Origin of the sequence: Sphingobium phenoxybenzoativorans, from assembly GCF_018286635.1 — a bacterium.
In the GTDB taxonomy this organism is placed as follows: Bacteria; Pseudomonadota; Alphaproteobacteria; order Sphingomonadales; family Sphingomonadaceae; genus Sphingobium; species Sphingobium phenoxybenzoativorans.
Window position 1 is genome coordinate 3024654 of the sequence record NZ_CP073910.1, and the last position, 17102, is coordinate 3041755.

Annotated in this window: 16 protein-coding genes; 5 read left to right on the forward strand and 11 right to left on the reverse strand. The window is 53.7% G+C overall.

What is annotated here, in order from left to right:
• Positions 1 to 233: 233 nt before the first annotated feature.
• The 4 genes from KFK14_RS15015 to KFK14_RS15030 all read right to left on the reverse strand — a co-directional run bounded on the left by KFK14_RS15015 (position 234) and on the right by KFK14_RS15030 (position 3812).
• The gene (locus tag KFK14_RS15015; RefSeq protein ID WP_212608202.1) at positions 234 to 1154 is read right to left on the reverse strand and encodes a hypothetical protein; all 921 of its coding nucleotides are present in this window, start codon (positions 1152 to 1154) and stop codon (positions 234 to 236) included.
• A 63-nt stretch (positions 1155 to 1217) separates the two neighbouring features.
• Complete coding sequence (locus tag KFK14_RS15020) at positions 1218 to 1907, reverse strand: ABC transporter ATP-binding protein (RefSeq protein WP_212608203.1); 690 nt, start codon at positions 1905 to 1907, stop codon at positions 1218 to 1220.
• On the reverse strand, positions 1904 to 2713 hold the full coding sequence (locus KFK14_RS15025; RefSeq protein WP_212608204.1) for an ABC transporter permease: 810 nt from the start codon (positions 2711 to 2713) through the stop codon (positions 1904 to 1906). Before KFK14_RS15025 ends, KFK14_RS15020 begins: the two co-directional genes overlap by 4 nt.
• The gene (locus tag KFK14_RS15030) at positions 2703 to 3812 is read right to left on the reverse strand and encodes a KpsE/RkpR family capsule polysaccharide export protein (protein WP_212608205.1); all 1110 of its coding nucleotides are present in this window, start codon (positions 3810 to 3812) and stop codon (positions 2703 to 2705) included. Before KFK14_RS15030 ends, KFK14_RS15025 begins: the two co-directional genes overlap by 11 nt.
• Before the next feature lie 435 nt (positions 3813 to 4247).
• On the opposite strand from KFK14_RS15030, the gene KFK14_RS15035 reads away from it, so the two are divergent.
• Together KFK14_RS15035 and KFK14_RS15040 are read left to right on the forward strand one after the other, a co-directional pair.
• Positions 4248 to 5201, forward strand: coding sequence for a hypothetical protein (locus tag KFK14_RS15035; protein ID WP_212608206.1), 954 nt, complete (start codon positions 4248 to 4250; stop codon positions 5199 to 5201).
• 51 nt (positions 5202 to 5252) lie between these two features.
• The gene (locus KFK14_RS15040; protein ID WP_212608207.1) at positions 5253 to 6203 is read left to right on the forward strand and encodes a hypothetical protein; all 951 of its coding nucleotides are present in this window, start codon (positions 5253 to 5255) and stop codon (positions 6201 to 6203) included.
• A gap of 35 nt (positions 6204 to 6238) precedes the next feature.
• Here the strand turns inward: KFK14_RS15040 and KFK14_RS15045 are convergent, their stop codons facing one another.
• On the reverse strand, positions 6239 to 6964 hold the full coding sequence (locus KFK14_RS15045) for a class I SAM-dependent methyltransferase (protein WP_212608208.1): 726 nt from the start codon (positions 6962 to 6964) through the stop codon (positions 6239 to 6241).
• Between KFK14_RS15045 and KFK14_RS15050 the strand changes: the two genes are divergently transcribed.
• From KFK14_RS15050 to KFK14_RS15060, 3 genes are all read left to right on the forward strand, one after another.
• Positions 6963 to 8093, forward strand: coding sequence for a DegT/DnrJ/EryC1/StrS family aminotransferase (locus KFK14_RS15050; RefSeq protein WP_212608209.1), 1131 nt, complete (start codon positions 6963 to 6965; stop codon positions 8091 to 8093). The genes KFK14_RS15045 and KFK14_RS15050 overlap by 2 nt on opposite strands.
• A 6-nt stretch (positions 8094 to 8099) precedes the next feature.
• Complete coding sequence (locus tag KFK14_RS15055) at positions 8100 to 8882, forward strand: WbqC family protein (protein ID WP_212608210.1); 783 nt, start codon at positions 8100 to 8102, stop codon at positions 8880 to 8882.
• A gap of 149 nt (positions 8883 to 9031) precedes the next feature.
• Complete coding sequence (locus KFK14_RS15060; RefSeq protein ID WP_246524651.1) at positions 9032 to 10108, forward strand: glycosyltransferase family 4 protein; 1077 nt, start codon at positions 9032 to 9034, stop codon at positions 10106 to 10108.
• A gap of 10 nt (positions 10109 to 10118) precedes the next feature.
• Here KFK14_RS15060 and KFK14_RS15065 read toward each other — a convergent pair whose 3' ends face one another.
• The 6 genes from KFK14_RS15065 to KFK14_RS15090 form a co-directional block, all read right to left on the reverse strand.
• Complete coding sequence (locus KFK14_RS15065; protein ID WP_212608212.1) at positions 10119 to 11369, reverse strand: capsule biosynthesis protein; 1251 nt, start codon at positions 11367 to 11369, stop codon at positions 10119 to 10121.
• Positions 11366 to 13090 (reverse strand): capsular polysaccharide export protein, LipB/KpsS family, encoded by a 1725-nt coding sequence (locus tag KFK14_RS15070; protein WP_212608213.1) that lies wholly within the window; start codon positions 13088 to 13090, stop codon positions 11366 to 11368. Before KFK14_RS15070 ends, KFK14_RS15065 begins: the two co-directional genes overlap by 4 nt.
• Before the next feature lie 70 nt (positions 13091 to 13160).
• Positions 13161 to 13979 (reverse strand): 3-deoxy-manno-octulosonate cytidylyltransferase family protein, encoded by an 819-nt coding sequence (locus tag KFK14_RS15075; protein ID WP_212608214.1) that lies wholly within the window; start codon positions 13977 to 13979, stop codon positions 13161 to 13163.
• 19 nt (positions 13980 to 13998) lie between these two features.
• Entirely contained in the window at positions 13999 to 14958 is a 960-nt protein-coding gene (locus KFK14_RS15080; RefSeq protein WP_246524652.1) for a KpsF/GutQ family sugar-phosphate isomerase, read from the reverse strand.
• Between the two features lie 160 nt (positions 14959 to 15118).
• Positions 15119 to 16237 (reverse strand): phytanoyl-CoA dioxygenase family protein, encoded by a 1119-nt coding sequence (locus KFK14_RS15085; protein ID WP_212608216.1) that lies wholly within the window; start codon positions 16235 to 16237, stop codon positions 15119 to 15121.
• Positions 16238 to 16351: 114 nt separating this feature from the next.
• Entirely contained in the window at positions 16352 to 16978 is a 627-nt protein-coding gene (locus KFK14_RS15090; RefSeq protein WP_246524653.1) for a DedA family protein, read from the reverse strand.
• Between the last annotated feature and the right edge of the window lie 124 nt (positions 16979 to 17102).

A 17102-nucleotide genomic window follows, 5' to 3' on the forward strand; every position in this document is an offset into this window, starting at 1 on the left:
CTCCTAGACGCCGCAATAGACGGCGCCATTGCTTGGTTCTTTGACGGCTATGAAGAGATCATGACCGCCGATCTGCGTAGAACACTCGAAGCAGATGCCGTAGTTATCAGAGACAAGCTCTGAAAGGGCGAGGAATTCTTCTGCCAGAGATTCCAAGAGTGAATTTCAATTCATGAAACGGCTGACTAAAAGCATTCCAGATTTTCCAGAGCGATTGCATCGGCTACATCCAATCAGGAAACTGAAACAACCTCTCGGTCTTCCGCGGCCATCAACTCATGCAGATTTTCTATTCTTGCGTTGAAACGGTTATCGGCATTCGACATTGAAGCCGCCTTGACAAACCACATATACACCATTGCACTTTCGCCATAGAAAATCTGGTGGGAGATCATTCTGGATTCACCCAGCCAAAGCTCCCCAGAATCGAAAGCAATACGGTGCTTGGGCAAGGCTTCCATCCAAGTTTTGGTCGTTCCACCCAGCACATCGCCATTAATATAGCTCAGCATCAGATTCGGGTCTTTTCCAGCGAATCGGCCGAGATCATGTTCTCGATAGACACCCCGCATGTAATCAATAAAGCGGTGGCTGATGTGCCAAATCCGCGGACGGGTATCAAGATTGACGAATATCCGCGCCTGATGAAAATCATCATCAATCGAGTGATTGTCCCAATGCAGATTTTCAAACAGCGTCCGGGTAAGGCGGAGACTGGGAATGAACCGAAAGCTCTCATAATCCGGGAAGCAGATACCAAATATGCGTAATATCTCGCCGTGCGCAGATTCCAGCGCATGGCTTGCCCGGTCAAATATGACGCGGTCCCCGTTACAGAGGACATCAAACACCGCCTGACGAACAGGATCGGCGAAGAGAAGACGTCCGCCTTTGACGATCGGTGCTTCGCCTTGGAAAAAGACAGGCGCCTGTAATTTCTTGAGTGCCTTACGTATTTTGCCATCAAGCACACGATCCGTTGATTTGGTAAGACGACCTATTGCTTCAAAATCAAAAGCGAGCCTGTAATCCTTTAAAATGACCATCTGGCCATTCTCGAAAAGATCAGCGATGCCGCGACGCGCTTCGATTTCCGGCAGCGTCATTTCGACGATATAATCCGCAACATCTGGGTGTCGCTCGATCTTGGCCATGACAGTCTTTCCGTTTTATCGGCCCAATTGCCCGGATAGCACGAGCGTTACGAACGCAGCTTCCTATTGAGTAGTTGTTGCAGAGGCTGCAGCATCCTGCCCTTCAAGCATCATCTTATACTGCATGTAGGCTTCATCAAAATCAGTATATTCTTCGACTTTGCTGTCTCTGAGCAAAAGGAAACGGCTGCAAGTCCCTTTGAGATAGCGGTGACTGTGCGACACAACAATCATCGCCTTGTCCGCTCGCTTTTCGAAAAGCTCTACCCTGCATTTCTGGCGGAAAGATTCATCACCAACCGCAATCACCTCATCGATCAGATAACAATCGAAATCGATAGTCATGGAAATCGCAAAGGCCAAACGGGCGCGCATACCGGATGAATATATACCCACTGGCTCGTACAGATATGGACCGAGTTCCGAGAAATCCTGCACAAATGCTACGCGTTGAGCGTAATCAACATCATAAATCCGGCAGATGAATCGAAGATTATCCGCACCGGTGAGCGACGGCTGAAACCCGCCAGTAAACGCCAGCGGCCAAGACACAGTCATTCCCCGCTCCACCTGACCGGAACTTGGTTGTTCGGCCCCACCGATGATCCGCACTAGTGTAGACTTTCCGGCGCCGTTTCTGCCCAGCACCCCGACATGCTCGCCAGGCGATATGGAGAGGCTGATATTATCAAGCACAGCCCGCCGACCGCCCATCACCTCATAGTATTTCGAAATACCTGTAAGTTTGATCATTCTTCACTCACCGGCACGCCCACCTGCCGTACCTGGCCAAAAGCCAATAATGTCAAACCAATATTGCACAGCAGCAAATAGGGAATGTCATAATGAGCATGCATCTTTGATCCAAAATATCCTTCACGGAGAAATTCAATCCCGTTCAGCATCGGAAGATATAGCACAATATCCCTTACCCGCTCCGGCAGGGCATCGGCTATGAAAGCAGCGCCCGACATTGGAAAGATAAGGTAGGACATTGGAGGCCACAGTTTTTCAACTATGTCATATGCTTCGGACAATGCGCCCACGAAAATCCCGAATGCCGCGCCGAACCAGACTAGCAATATCCACCCGCCAAGCACCTGCAATGCATCCTCAGGGGGCTTCAACCAGTCGATAGACCAGAATAGAATTCCCAAGACCACGAAGCTTGTAGAGGCCGCGACGCATTCGATCATGACACGCGATATGTAAACATCAATAATCTTAACCTGCCGGTGAAATAGCAGAGCAACATTTGGCTTCAAGGCGTTCAGGCAGCGATTGGGCATGTTTCGCCAAACCAGAACGGATGAATAACCCGTTAGCGCGAAAGCAACGATCGGAATGTCGGAGCCGTGAACTGATCGTGTCGCAGTCCATAACGCCGTGATGGCAAGCGTAAATAACATCGGCTCGATGAAAAGCCAAAGAAATCCTATATTGTTACGCCCGTAGCGAGTTATGATCTCCCGCAGCAGAAGGGCGCCAATAACGCGCCTCTGCACTTTCCAGCTACGCGAAAGCTTTCGCCATTCGCCGGAGATCGATTCACTCACCATGCTCTCTTATGCCCGCGAACAACATTTTGAGGATACCCCATGCAACCAGTCCTAGGGCAAACGTAGCTAGAATGCCTCGCAGCCTCCGCGGCTCCAGAGGCTCATCAGGTAGATTGGGCTTCACGATCCGCTCAACATAAGCTTGTTTGCGGCGTGCTTCATTATTGGCTTCCTCCAACGAAGCCATCGCAGATGCCAGTTGCTTGTCGGAAAATTGGCTTTCCAGCAACAGGCGCTGATATTCGCCCGACGACGATGATAGCGATTTTCGTGCACCCACTATTTTCCCGGTCTCCTTATCGATTTCACGAGACAGGCCTTGCACACGCGATTCAAAAATTGGAATTTGCGGGTTCATTGGAGTGAACTGCCGAAGCTGCATCAACTGTGTCCGCGTGGCGATCAGTTCATCCTGCAATTTGGCAATCATCTGAAATTGCACCGCTGCCTGCTTCTCAGGATCTATGACCCCTTCGCGACTGCGAAAGTCAGTCAGAAGCAAAGTCGCCCGTTCCGACCTTTTCTTTGCTTCGTTGACCTCTACAGTGGCGTAACGGATCAAGTCAGCCCTGCCACGTTCGTTAAGCCTGTTTACCATTCCTTCGGAGCGATCAAGCAAAGCTTTGTTAATAATGTAGGCATCGCGAGCAGTGAACGCACGCACAGTTAACGTAGTAATCGATGATGTAACGTCGTGCTCAATCAAAATTTTTTTCTGAAAATATTTATATAATTCTTCGAATGAGGCGTACGAACCGAAAGGATTGAATCTATCGAGAAAGAACGCGCTACCATTTTGATAAGCGCGCATAACGAAGCCAGTTCGATTCAAATCAGCAAGCGCATCGCGGGATTCAGAATAATTCTGAACGGCAAAAACTTCATCCCCAGCGTTGGTGAAGCCAGCGCTTTTCAACAGCACGCCCAAACCGGTTGTCGATGGCTTGTCCGGACTACGGACCACAAATTTCGATTCAGAAATATAAATGTCTGACGCGAAAATGCCAAAATAGACCATGGCGACCACGGTCGGTAAGATCACTACCGCCAAAAACAGCCGACTGGTTCCACGTATTTTATCGATTATCTTTCGGCTCATGGCATTCCTGAATTTCTTAACTTTTGCACCGGGAAAGGAGCGAAAGAACCCGTTTGCGGCACGCGATCAGATGCGCGAGTTAACCAAGATTTGCAACATCAAAGCTGGCCCATATCCATCCGGTTCATACTGTTGCCCCAAGGCCACTCTCCGTAAATTTCTGCAGCGCCTCATCGCAGCTTTGCTCCACTGAAAACGCCGCCGATAATGACGCCGCCCACCGATCAGGACCGTACGTCTGTTTGAAACTTCTCGCCATCCGGAAAGTCCGCAGATGCTTGCAGAGAACAGGCGCTTTCCACGCATTTCAAAAACGAGACCTTGAAACACTCAATGCAAGCCATTGAGTTTGCGCTCTAAAAGAAAGCCCTGTAGACCAGTTGCCATCAATCTTCGTCCTACGATGCCCAGGATCAATCGCGAGCCTCTTAATTGATGACCATGCTGAAACTTGATTTTCTGGTTCCCGGAAGCGCGAACGATCATTTTTTTTCCAACATCGCTTTTTTGAAGCAAAGTTTGGCGGCGCTGGGCGGTCACTATGCCGACGCGCGCCTTGTTGCAGCGCTTGGAGAATGGGAAACACCTGAAATACCGCCACGCTGGATGCCGTATCTGGATGGCGTGGAAATCATTTGGTCGAATCCGGACAAACTCCCCAATCCCACTTATAATGCACAGCATTTCGATCGCTTCGATAACATCCGGCCCGATGCCGATGTGGCTGTAATCTGCGATGCTGACGTGTGCTTCATGCGTCCTTTTGACGACGTCCTTGCCCAGATCGTTCGGGATGACGTCATCGGCGGTGTCATGGCGCACTATCACTTCCCGATTGACGGGGTACGCGGCGATCCGGAGGAGGACTGGCGCAGAGTAGCGCTGGGTACGATCGGCAAGGATATTTCTCGGCCTCACCCGTATTTGTTTGGCCGATCACCGGAAGACCCGCGAGTATATGCTGCAGCCGATAGGCCGCTCGCGCCATTCTATATCAATTATGGCATTCTTGTCGGACCGCCCAAGAAATTGCAGCAAATGCATGCCAGGGAGCGGGAACTGATCCCCCTCGCATCTCAATTTGTCGAACCCTATTTTGCCGCGCAGGTAGCTGTCGCCCTTTCATGCGCAGACCTCGAATTGACGACCATCGCCCTGCCGGCGCGCTTCAATTTTCCCAATCGGCCTGAAGCGGACGACCTGCAACCCGGTGAATTAGATCAGGTCGTGATGTTGCATTACATGTTTGAGGAGAACTTCAAGCGCTCACGCCTTTTTACCCACGAAAGATTCTATAACGCCTTCATGCAAAAGGATTTATCGGGTGTTGATAGGGTGTTCCAAGATTACGTCCGGTCTATCTGCGGTGATGCCTATCCCTTTTCATAATCGGTAATGCCCTGAGCATATCGCTACGGTTCCAACTATGCGAAAGCCAAAATGCACATTGTAATCCATATCGGCGGCGGCAAAACCGGGACTACCGCAATCCAGCGGTATCTCGCATCCATTCGAAACAAACTCATGCCTGAAGGCCTGCTCTACCCCGCAGCGGCGGGCGGTTCCGACGGCAAAGGTCATGATGTCTTTGGCAAAGCGTTTATAGACGACCTGCCCTTCTACATGAAGCCGCCAGCTAACACCGAGACTGAACTTCACGCGCTTCGGGAAGAGATCGGAAACTCGCCTGCATCAACCGTACTTATCAGCAGTGAACAGCTCGAATTGGCCAATCCAACAAAGGTCAGAGAGTTTTTCGATGCTTTCCGCCGACCGCTTAGCTTCAAGATACTCTATTTCGTTCGCTCCCAGGACGAGTTGGCAGAATCGGAATATAATCAGTTAGTGAAATTACGGCGTTATCACGGCTCATTCTCTGATTTTGCGAGCAGGCATTTTAACGGCAATTTCTACCAAATCGCATCGGCATGGCGCTCAGTTTTCGGACCCAGGGCAGTGAAATGCCAAGTCTATGATCCCAATGCCGGAGACGCTGTCACGCGCCTCTTTACAATGGCAGGGCTGTCATTACCCGAAACGGAAACGCCACCACAAAATCGATCCACAAACTCGTCGTTGGGGTTTCTGGCGCTTACGGCCATGCGCATTGCGGGACGGCGCGGAAAAGCATTTCCGCCGGACCTGGCGGGCCAGTTGATTGAAATATTGGCCGACGATGACATGCCCGCCCTGCTGATGGACGCCAGAGAGGCAGCGCATTTCCGCTCGCGATTCCAGAATAGCAATGCAGCCTTCGCTCAGGAATTTCTCGAAACCCCTGTACCGGAACTCGGGGGACGGCGGTATAGTGACAGCGAGCGGGATAATGTTCGCGCCAAGATCCGGGAATTTGAGTTTGCCGGCGGGCTTCAAATGCCGACCAAAGCTTAGCGAGAAATGACCGAACTCCTGTTTTTCTCAACATATCAAGAAGCACCGAACCAGTTTGCAGGCAATGGCGAGCCATCGCGCAACGGCTCTCGAGAGACGATACAGGCATATTCATAGAGGCCATAATCGTGCATGATCCGGACTTGTCGCGTTCCAAGATTTTTACGGGCTATGTCTATCGCCTCGTCGCAAGGAAGATGGAACAGGTCTTCGCGTTCCCAGTCCACATGTTTGCTCATGACATTATAGGATAGCCCCTGCCTTACCGAAGGCCAGGTAGCCTCCAGCGTTTCCAGCATAAGCTTACGCATGTCGTCATTCGACAGCGAGAAGCGGACAGTAAATACGCCGCAGAGGATCGCATAGTCGAACACCCCGTCCGCAAAAGGGGTTTTGCGGATATCACGCAGCAGGAATTTCTGCTCCGGCCAACGGCGCTCAGCTTCCGCCAATATTTCCGGACTGAGATCGATACCGGTATAGTCGACCTTGTCGATCAGGCCTGCGTGCGACAGATAATCCAGAAGGAAGCCAGGGCCACAGCCCAGGTCCAAAAGACGCAATGGGTTTGCCGCCGTGAAACGGGACCAATCGATGCCGTTCATCAACGCACGAAACCGGTGAGGCAAGTCATCCGCATTCGGCCAGAGCACTGCTTCTGGCGTCACGGGACGGCCGCTAAAATGCTGGACAATCGGACGTATGATCTGCTCAACGTCCGGTGCCAGAACCGTGGCTTGATCTGAAGGCTGTTCGCCCATGACTTTCATTCCCGTACTCAAGCCGCGCGTTGCGGACGCGAATATCATGTTGCCACATATCCGCATGATTGATGACGCTTGCTGCTATACCAATCATGGTCCGCAGGAAAGAATGTTGCGCACCCAATTCGCCGCAGCCCTAGGTGATCGTGCTGTACAGGAAATATCGCTCTATTCGTCCGGTACGGCTGCCTTGATAGGCGCCATGCAGGCCTGGAATCTTCCGGCAGGGACGAAATGCCTTGTTCCTGCCTGGACGTTCATAGGATCGGCTTGCGCCGTGGCGCAGGCAGGACTCGAACCCGTCATCGTTGATGTTGACCCGGAAAGTTGGGCCATCGATCCGGACGTCATCGAGGAGATGGCGACGGACCAGAATATAAAGGCATGTCTGATCGTATCGCCATTCGGTGCGACGGTCCCTTATCCTGAACTGTCCGATATTCAGGAGAGAACAGGCATGCAAATCCTCGTAGATGGTGCCGCTTCATTCGATTTTGTCCATAAACTTGCTGAGACAAGGCTGGATTTGCCCGTACCGCTGATGGTCAGCCTGCACGCCACGAAGCTTGTCAGCTCGATTGAAGGCGGAATGGTCGTTACCAGCAACGCAGACATGACCCGGCGAATGATTTCCTGGAGCAATTTCGGGATCTTTGATGACGATCCAGTCACTCAAATAGGCACAAATGCAAAGCTGAGCGAAATTCATGCCGCCTATGGTCAGCATTCTTTGACATCCTGGCCGGAAATTCGTCAGACTCTCCTGACAATTGCCGACGGCTATGTTGAGCAGATTACCGCCCGCTTGCCGGATATCGCCTTTGCGCCGAATATCAGGGAAGGCATGGTCTCTTCGTCGTTCAATATCATATTGCCGAAACCGTTCCCGCAACTCGGTCATCAGCTCGCGGCGAATGGAATAGGGACCAGACGCTGGTGGAAAGACGGGGTGCATCGCTTCCCGGCATTCAAATCTTATGCCGCAGGCCCGCTACCCGTAACCGAGGATCTGGCGGCGCGCACTATCGGCTTGCCCTTCTATGTCGGGATGACATCCGACACGGTCGAGACCGTAGTGGCCGCGCTTGAAACGGCACTCGCGGATCAGTCGGTATCAGCTGGATAGATCAGCATGCCTGAGCCCGACCATGTTTTCGGCGATTTTTCCAAGCGCGTTGCAGTCATGCAACCCTACTTGTTCCCCTATTTTCCATATGTGCAGTTGCTTGCCTGCGTCGATATTTTCATCATCTTCGACACAGCGCAGTTCATCGCCAGAGGCTGGGCCAATCGAAATGCCATCAACCTCAATGGCAATAGGCATTCCTTCGCTCTGCCAGTGGAGAAGCATGCGCGCAGCGCGCCATTCACTGACATCCGTTTTGCCAATAATTTTGATGCCGAACTCTGCCGGATACGAACCACACTCGATCATGCCACGCGGGTGGGAGAATTTCGGTCAGCATCGCAGGCTTTGATCGACAAGACCTTTCCGGCGCCGTCCAACGCACAGACGCCTTTTGTCCTCGCGTTCGAAAGAATGGCTGGTGCCCTGATGCAATATATAGGCTTCGAGACAAAAATGCTGCGCGCCTCGCAATTCAGTCCGCGATCGGAAACATCAGCCCAGGACTATATCATGCGGTTGGTCAGGGAAGCTGGCGGGAATCATTACATCAATCCGATCGGCGGCACCGCGCTGTATGACAGCGGCTCTTTTGTCCAACAGGGCCTCAGTTTATCTTTTTTGAAAACGATGCCTAAGGGTGATGATGGGGAAAAGGCGCGTTCCCATCTGGACCTCGATCTATCCATTCTCGATAGCCTTGCTTATCATTCTCCCGAAGATATTCTTCACCGGCTTCGTGATTTTATTCTGATTGATGAAACTAGCCGGCAGACCTTTGGGAATTGATATAACCCCAATTTCGTAGATGATTTTCAACAAGGCCGCGCCAGGTTCAAGCTCTCCAAATGCCCTCAGCAAAATACCTTATAGATGTAAGCCGCCTTATCTGGCGTGTTTCGAGTGGGCGGCTTCCTACCGGGATTGATCGCGTATGTTTGGCCTATGTCATGCATTACCGGCATCAATCGCAGGCTGTGGTCCAGTGGAAAAACATGCGGAGAATACTGCCACGGCATATGTCCTCAACTTTGTTTGATCTGCTGTTGTCGGATACGCCCGAATTCAAAAAAGCAGTTGCGATCCTTGCCTTGCGTTCGCTTCCTCAATTGATCGAGCGAAATGCCGGCAGGGGCCGCCTCTATCTCAATATCGGACATAGCGGTCTGGATCAGCCAGGCCTTGCCGAATGGTTCAAAAAAGTGGACGTGAAACCGGTATTCATGATTCACGATCTCATACCGATCACGCATCCGGAATATTGCAGGTCAGGATCGACGGAAAAGCATGTGAAGCGGCTGGACACGATGCTAGCTTCTGGGTTCGGGATCATTGGAAACTCTCAAGCCACACTGGATATCCTAGCAAATTACGCGACGAATGGTGGATACGCCCTGCCCCACACGGTATCGGCATGGCTGGGTGCCACACCCTTACCTCTGTCTGACGCGGGCCAAACAGACATTGAAGCTCCCTATTTTGTCACCCTCGGCACGATAGAAGGCCGCAAGAACCATCTCTTGCTTGTAAGATTGTGGCAACGCTTGATCGCTCAATATGGCTCAGCAACGCCAAAACTGCTGATCATTGGCCAGCGGGGCTGGGAGAGCGAGGAGGTCCTTTCCCTCCTCGATACGGACAGTTCTCTGCGCAACCACGTAATAGAACTCCCCCGATGCACGGATACTGACCTGGCGCACCATCTGAAAGGCGCGCGCGCTCTCCTTTTTCCATCCTTCGTCGAAGGATATGGGATGCCACTCGTAGAAGCGCTGGGTCATGGCACGCCAGTCATAGCCAGCGACCTTCCAGTCTTTCGAGAATTGGCAGGCGAGATTCCCCTGTACCTCGATCCGACGGACTTAGAAGGCTGGCAGGCGGCCATCGAAGACTATAGCTCAAAAACGTCCAGCGCACGGCACAATCAGGTTCGACGGATGGGAAATTACAACATGCCGAACTGGCACGAGCATTTCGCCAAAGTCGACGACTGGCTAAGCAGCATAGACACGTAGATTTGGCCGATCAGGCCACGTTCTGCAGCTTGAATTTCTGCAGGGAATGCAATGGATCGTTGAAAAGCCGATCAACCACATTGCTGACGAGAGAATCCACAGCAGATTGGCTGGCGACACCGCCCCGGATCAGGCAACGCGCGTATAGAACGCGTTTGAAGGCATCATATACTTCTGGTTTGGGCCGCTGGGGAAGGTTCCAGAAACCATCGATATGCCCTTCATGCGTAATGCCGGGTATATTATAAATAGCCTCCCCCAAAACCAGCACAGGTATGCCAATCGTCAACGCCAGTGTGCCGGACGTGCTGTTGACGCATACCATCCCACGGGATTTTGTGGATAATTCTGCCAGATCGCACACATCGACATGCAGGATGCGATCCGACATGCCTAAAGCGCGCGCCTTTGCCAGCACGAAACGGCGCCAGTTGAAGAAGCTGCTATCCAGCGGGTGCTCCTTGACGACCAGATAGCTATCCTTGGGAGCATGGCGCGCGAAACTGACCATCATATATTCCGCTGCGGCCTGCATAGTGTCGAACGGAGAATGAATACGAATCTGGTAGTCTGCGCTCAATTGCAGAGGCAGCACGAAATAGGGCTTCCCCTCGATCGTTTTCAACGCTTCCCGTGTCTGGCGGGCACGGCGAGGCTGTAACGCAAACCGTTTCAGCCAGCCCACTCCCTCAACAATGGGCGATTCCGGCCGATGCGATTTATAGGGTAGGAACCGAAAACGGCCCAACGCGACATTGGTGTAGTAATGTAACCCATCCCTCGCCCGTCGCTGGAAACTGGCTGTCACCGGAGGGAGGTCGGGAAGCGGCGGCAGGTTCCTTGCTTCCGTCAGAAACCAGCGCGCATCCCGCGATAGGGTCGAATGGCCGTTCACACCATCAGGCTCAAAGGTCATCCAATCCGGGCGGATGTAACCTTCCTCTAACACGTGGACATTTACGCCCCGCAATTTTGCCATCCCCCGTGCTGCGATATGCATCGGGCGGCAATCGCCAAACAACATGAGATCCGTGATATTGTTATCGCGAAGATACCGGTCGATGAACAGCGGCCAACGCGATGGCAATCCGCGATAATCAACGGCAGCGGCGGGCCAGTCATGCTTGTCCCCCCCGTTCAGATTAATACGGTGCACACCACAGCCTAGCGCAAGTAATTCTTGCCCCAACATCCAGAAAACAGGTCCTGCAGGACCCTGAAGAAAAAGGAAATTACGCTGGCGGAGCAGGCCGGGCTTCATATAGTTATTCCCATTTTGGACAGTTTCTGCCTCGCGCTTCCTTGCAAACGTCTTAACGAGACGATTGCCCAATTTTCCTTGCGTACCCCGGCTGCCAGCCTTTTCACAAGCACTTCTGGCGGACATGGCAATGAAGTTATAGGGTCCAGATATCGCGGATATAGCAACAACACTGCCGCCACCAACTCGATGACGTTGCGGTGAGCCGTTCTCCGTGCGGGAATAACGCCCAGATCGGTTGTAAGTCCCCAGCCAGCATAGAAGGGTATGCCGTGTGTCACGACATCCTTGCCCCGGATCAGAGCTTCGAATCCGGCCAGGGAAGTAATGACGTGAATGCCATCGACCATGTCCAGCAGCGCCGAGATGGAGGCGTCTCGAACGATATCGTCCGCGAACGACAATATGTGTTCATCGGCCACGTGCCCCTTGCGATGCCCTGCCTCTACATCGGGATGGGGCTTGTAAATGATATAGGCATCGGGTTCCTGTGCGCGGGCACGCTTCAACAGGTCGAGATTGCCAGCCACCTCGCCGCCGCCGCATATAACCGAGCGATCGTCCTCGACTTGCCCCGTTACCAAAACATGCCGCCGTTCGCCCGCCGGCCGAGCCATCGATTGACCACCAGCGCTATATTTACTGACACCGGATTCGACGATCTGCCGGCGCAAAGCCTCCGCCCTGTCCAGAATCGCTGGCGGAAAGTTTCCGGCCTGCAACAGATTTTCCAGATCACTTGGCTGTGCCGGATCAAAATGCACCCCAACCTTGTCCACCACAATGGAAAGAGGCGGCACGCAGTCTGCGCCCAACCCGGCGGACCGGATGAACCCGTCCTCCACTTCATGTAAATCACAGCCCTGCTGCTCAACCTCATCGAGGAAGCGCTTCGAAACTCTCGACTTCCAGATGGCGATCGACTTGCCCCGCGGAATGGACTTCGTCGCCGACTCGCTGCCCCCCATGAAACGAACGGGTTCCGAGCCTCCCCATAACAGAGGTTCTACAACGGCTTTTTTCCAGTGCGCAAACCCGGCAGCAGCGCCGATCGACCGATTGGAATCGATCAAACCCCGCCAGAATTTGAGCAATTCTATTGTAGACAGAAAATCGCTGGGCGCTCCGGTAAACGGATCAATATAATCGATATCCGCGATCCTATGGCGCACGGCAGTTATGAAGAATTCCGCTAAGCTCTCTTGATTGATTGGCTCTCCATCACCCGAAAAGGTGGATGCCCGAACCCCGGCGATACGCGCCAGCAACAGATTTTCATCTGAGGGATCAAACCACATTTGCCCGGCCTGTGCGAACAGATGCCAGGGATCACAGCATTCTGTGAGGACAACAGCCCGTGAGGCTACTTGGCCTGCCCACGCAGCCAAATGCGGAGGCAGCCATAACACTAGCCTGTGCAGATGACCGTCATGCTCTATCCGCCCCAACATCTCGATGGCCTGCTCGGTCGTAGCTGGCCGCACGATGAAAGGATTCGGCATCTCCAGTTGAGGGTGAGTCCCCCAGAAAGTGCCCCCCACCCGCGCTTTGCGCAGGGCGTCCATGCAGGCTCGAACGTCGATGTCGGCATATTCTTTCGAACCGGCATCTTGGGATAGCCTGCTCACCACCGCATTGGCTGCGCCGGGAAATGGCGGCGCGCGTAAAATCGGTACGATACCCTGTCCTAAAGCTTGGAAATTCAGCGTTTCAGTCGCCATTACGCCAGCTTCCAGATAACAGCCTACGGCGCGGTTCTATTGAATTTCCCTCTCCAGGCATAGCGGAGGCTTATATTATTTTCCGGGCTGCTAGAATGGTCTCGATCGGTTCCAGATCGCTGGGATTGTTCAACTCTATCGCATCCCAGCCTGGCGGATCGCATTGCACCACCGCGACAGGGATGCCCGCATGGAGAAAACGGAGCTGCTCCAGCCCTTCCAGTTCTTCAAGCAACGTCGAGGGCGAATTTACATAATGTTCCAGAGCCGGCCGCCGGTATGCGTAAAGCCCCAAATGCATCAGGATCGGCGGCTTATTTTCCGCATCGCTCCCAGGCAGGATATGCGGAATGACCCGCTTCGAAAAATAGAGGGCTTCGCTCTGCGCATTGACGACGACTGTGGTTCCGCCACTCCGTCCCGCGGCCTGATCGGTCAAAAGATGCTGGTAAGCACTGGGAGAACAGCGAACTGCCACTGTAGCTACCTGGCATCCGGGATTTGCTGTCATATGTTCGATCAACGCCCTGACCAGTTCAGGCGGCGTTAGCAATGCGTCTCCCTGAAAATTTATGACAACATCATGTTCAGCAGGAATATCGGCAATCGCGGCTGCGACACGCTCGGTGCCGTTCGCACATGATTCAGGTGTCATTATGACCCGTCCGCCAAAGGCTGTTGCCGCCTCTGCGATACGGTCGTCATCGGTCGCCACATAGACCGGCAATCCGGGTGCTATACCACTCGCAGCCTCAAAGCTGCGCTGGATCAATGGCTTCGCAACGCCCGTTACGCCCCTGATTTCGGCAAGCGGCTTCCCTGGATAACGCGACGACTTGTACCGCGCCGGAATGACGATCGCCACACCGGCGAAATTTTGCTCGCGCATATGGTAAGCAGCCCAGCGATCAAATCGAAGCTATGTCGTGGATATGGATCACTCCGGCCGGCTTACGCGGATCATCCGCCCGCATCACGAACACCACCGTTATTTTCGCCTCGGACATCAAGGCGAGTGTTTCCTCTATTCTCGTACCGCTTGCCACGGTTTTGGGAGAAGCGGTCATAATCTCGCCAGCGGTGGCGATCAGCATCTTGTCGAACGAACGGCGCAAATCGCCATCCGTAATGATCCCGACCAGATTGCCTTCACCATCTACGACGCCCGCAACTCCTTTCCCCGTCGAGGTCATTTCCAGAACGACATCACGCATACCTGTGGTGGGCGTGACCAGCGGCAGCGTTCCGGTTTTGCGAAGCATGGAATCAACAGGTAGCAGTCTCCACCCAATCGACCCTCCAGGATGCCACTGCATCAATTCCGTCCTGGATATACCACGTTCGCGCATGGCAGCGATGGCCAAGGCATCACCAACCGCCAGCATCATCGTGGTAGAAGTGGTTGGCGCTATAAGTTCGGGGCAAGCCTCAGGAATCTTCGGCAGAAGAATTCGGAAGTCCGCTTCCCGCATCAAAAGGGAATCTGCGTCCGAGGCAATTCCGATCATCGGGGCGTTGAGGTTCTTCACATAGGCAATAAGCGGCCGAAGTTCCGATGTGGCGCCAGAGTTTGACAGGATCAACATGGTATCGGTCGGCTTCAGAAGGCCTAGATCTCCATGCGACGCCTCCGCTGGATGCACAAAGAATGCTGGCGAACCCGTCGCTGACAGGGTCGCCGCGATCTTTCGGCCAATATGCCCAGACTTACCCATCCCGGAGACGATGACACGTCCCTGCGTACTGACGATTTTCGAAACCGCACGGCTAAAATCATCATCCAGCTGATCCGCCAACTGAAGCAGCCCTTCAGCCTCTTGACGAATTACCGCCAAACCATGATCTTTTGTCTGGGAAATATCAGTCATTAGCATATTGAAAAACCACTGCTACTGTGAACCCTGAAGAAACTCGACGGTCTCTAGAAAACCTTTACAAGCTTGAAGCGCAATTTGTCGAGTATGTCGTTAACTATATTTTCTATTTACCGGACAGCTCGCACGCTTTAACTCCGAAGTAAAATATTCTTCATTCACTTCCCGGCACTTTCGGTCCTGCATCGTGCCAGGGGGCACCGAACAATTTTGGAAACCGGTCCTTCGCAGCCCATATCCAGGGAATGCGCCTCTCCGCCATGCCCCGTAAGGAAAGAGGATCAAACCCTGTCCAGGGGTAAAAAGGATTTCGCCGGCTGTATGCCCAGATCTCGACTCTTCGTGTCGGTTTTGATGCATGGCCACGCGCATGAAAGCCGAAAGTATCGGCAATAACCAGAGTGTTTGCCTTCACCCCAAGGGTCTTTGGCTCCGGCAATTTAAGCCCGGCCAATTCCGATTCCAGTATGCGCATGGACCCCCTGGCGGACAGGCGATCAACGCCCTCCGGAGCAGCGATGCTGCGCGCCTGTTCCCAGGCAAGCCGCTCAGCCGTCAATTTATGAGACCCCGGCACATAGCGGAAAGCCCCCGCATCCTCCGCCACATCCTCAAGAAAATACCAGGCCTTCATCGTGGGATGAAAGGTATCGGCATGGAATGTGGTTTGGGGGTCAGGGTCGGCTTTGGCCCGATGCGTCAATATCGTCTGGATATAATATAAAGGTTCGGATGCCGAGCTGGCAACATAGCGAACCAGGCTCCGCCAGCGACTGGCCGACGTCAACGCCCGCAACTGCGGCACACTCTCCAGATATTCAGGATCGATCGCAATCCGCCTAGTTATGGTATCGCCCTGCAACATTTCGCGCGCCGGGGCACGCGTTGACAGGACAGCGTCCCGCAAAGCCGCGAACTCATCGGCAGGAAGATAATCATCAATCCTTATGAAGCCATTTGCAGCAAACTCTGCGCGATACACCGCGGGAACATGACGGCCCAACCTCGATCTGCGCCATCGGGCCAGCAGGTGCGCGACGCGCACTCTCCCTGCATGTAAACCGAGCCGGTTTAGACGCTTGGACCCAATGACCGGATTATCCGCAAAAGATTTCGTACCCGAAACAATCTGAATAGCCCATAATGGCAACCCCAGAACCGTGCGCAATACAGACAAAATCTCGGTCCCCAGGCCCACTTCATGCCCCGAACGTGCAACTGCCACTCCCTGTTTGGAGGGCAACTGCAGAATCGGATGGCGATGACTATTCATTCCCGGTGAACTGTTCCAGCCCTCTTGTATCCGGAACACGTCGCCGTCTGCATAATCCCGTACCGATAGTCGAGCGATTTAAACAACCAATCTGGAGATATCCGCTGTCGCCAGTTATTTCTGCCGCCGGTTCGACCGCCTGCGAGCGATGAAAATGGACCCGGCAACCGTCATCATGATCGACAGCAGGGCTATAACCCCGCCAATCGCAATCAGATCGGATTGGCTCATCAACGCAGCCGCCCCCACTCCTCTCACGGCCAGATAACCCGGCGCAAAACTCGCCGGCACCCAGAGCAGCGCGGACAGGATATTCGCGGCCTGAAAGGTGCGCGCCTCCATGAAAGCCACGCCCGAAACCAGCGGGACAGTCGTACGGAACGGCCCCATGAACCGGCCGAAGAATATGGCCGCGAAGCCATAACGCTGGAAAAACAGCCGCGCCTTGGCGAACATCCCCCGGTGCCGGTTGAAGGGCGCGCGGTAATAGATGGACGGGCCGATATGCCTGCCAATCGCATATGACAGCGCGTCGCCCGCCACCGCGCCCAGCAGCCCACAGATCAGGACGGGAACCGGCTCCAGCGTGCCCGCACCCAACATGCCGCCGATAGCGAACATGATGGGCGTCGCGGGGAAAAACAGGCCGATAATGGCCAGCGACTCCGCGAATATGATCAGGCCTATCAGCGGTCCCGCCCATGCGCGATGCTCGGTGATGAACAGCGTAACGCCCGCCAATATATTTTCCAAAGGAGGACTTTCTGTAGCGCGGACGGTTCCGCTGCGGACGTTCCGCCGCCGCTTTGGAAAGATTGGAGGGCGCTGGCAAGAGCGAATTGCGCGGACCGGCGCGCATCGCAAC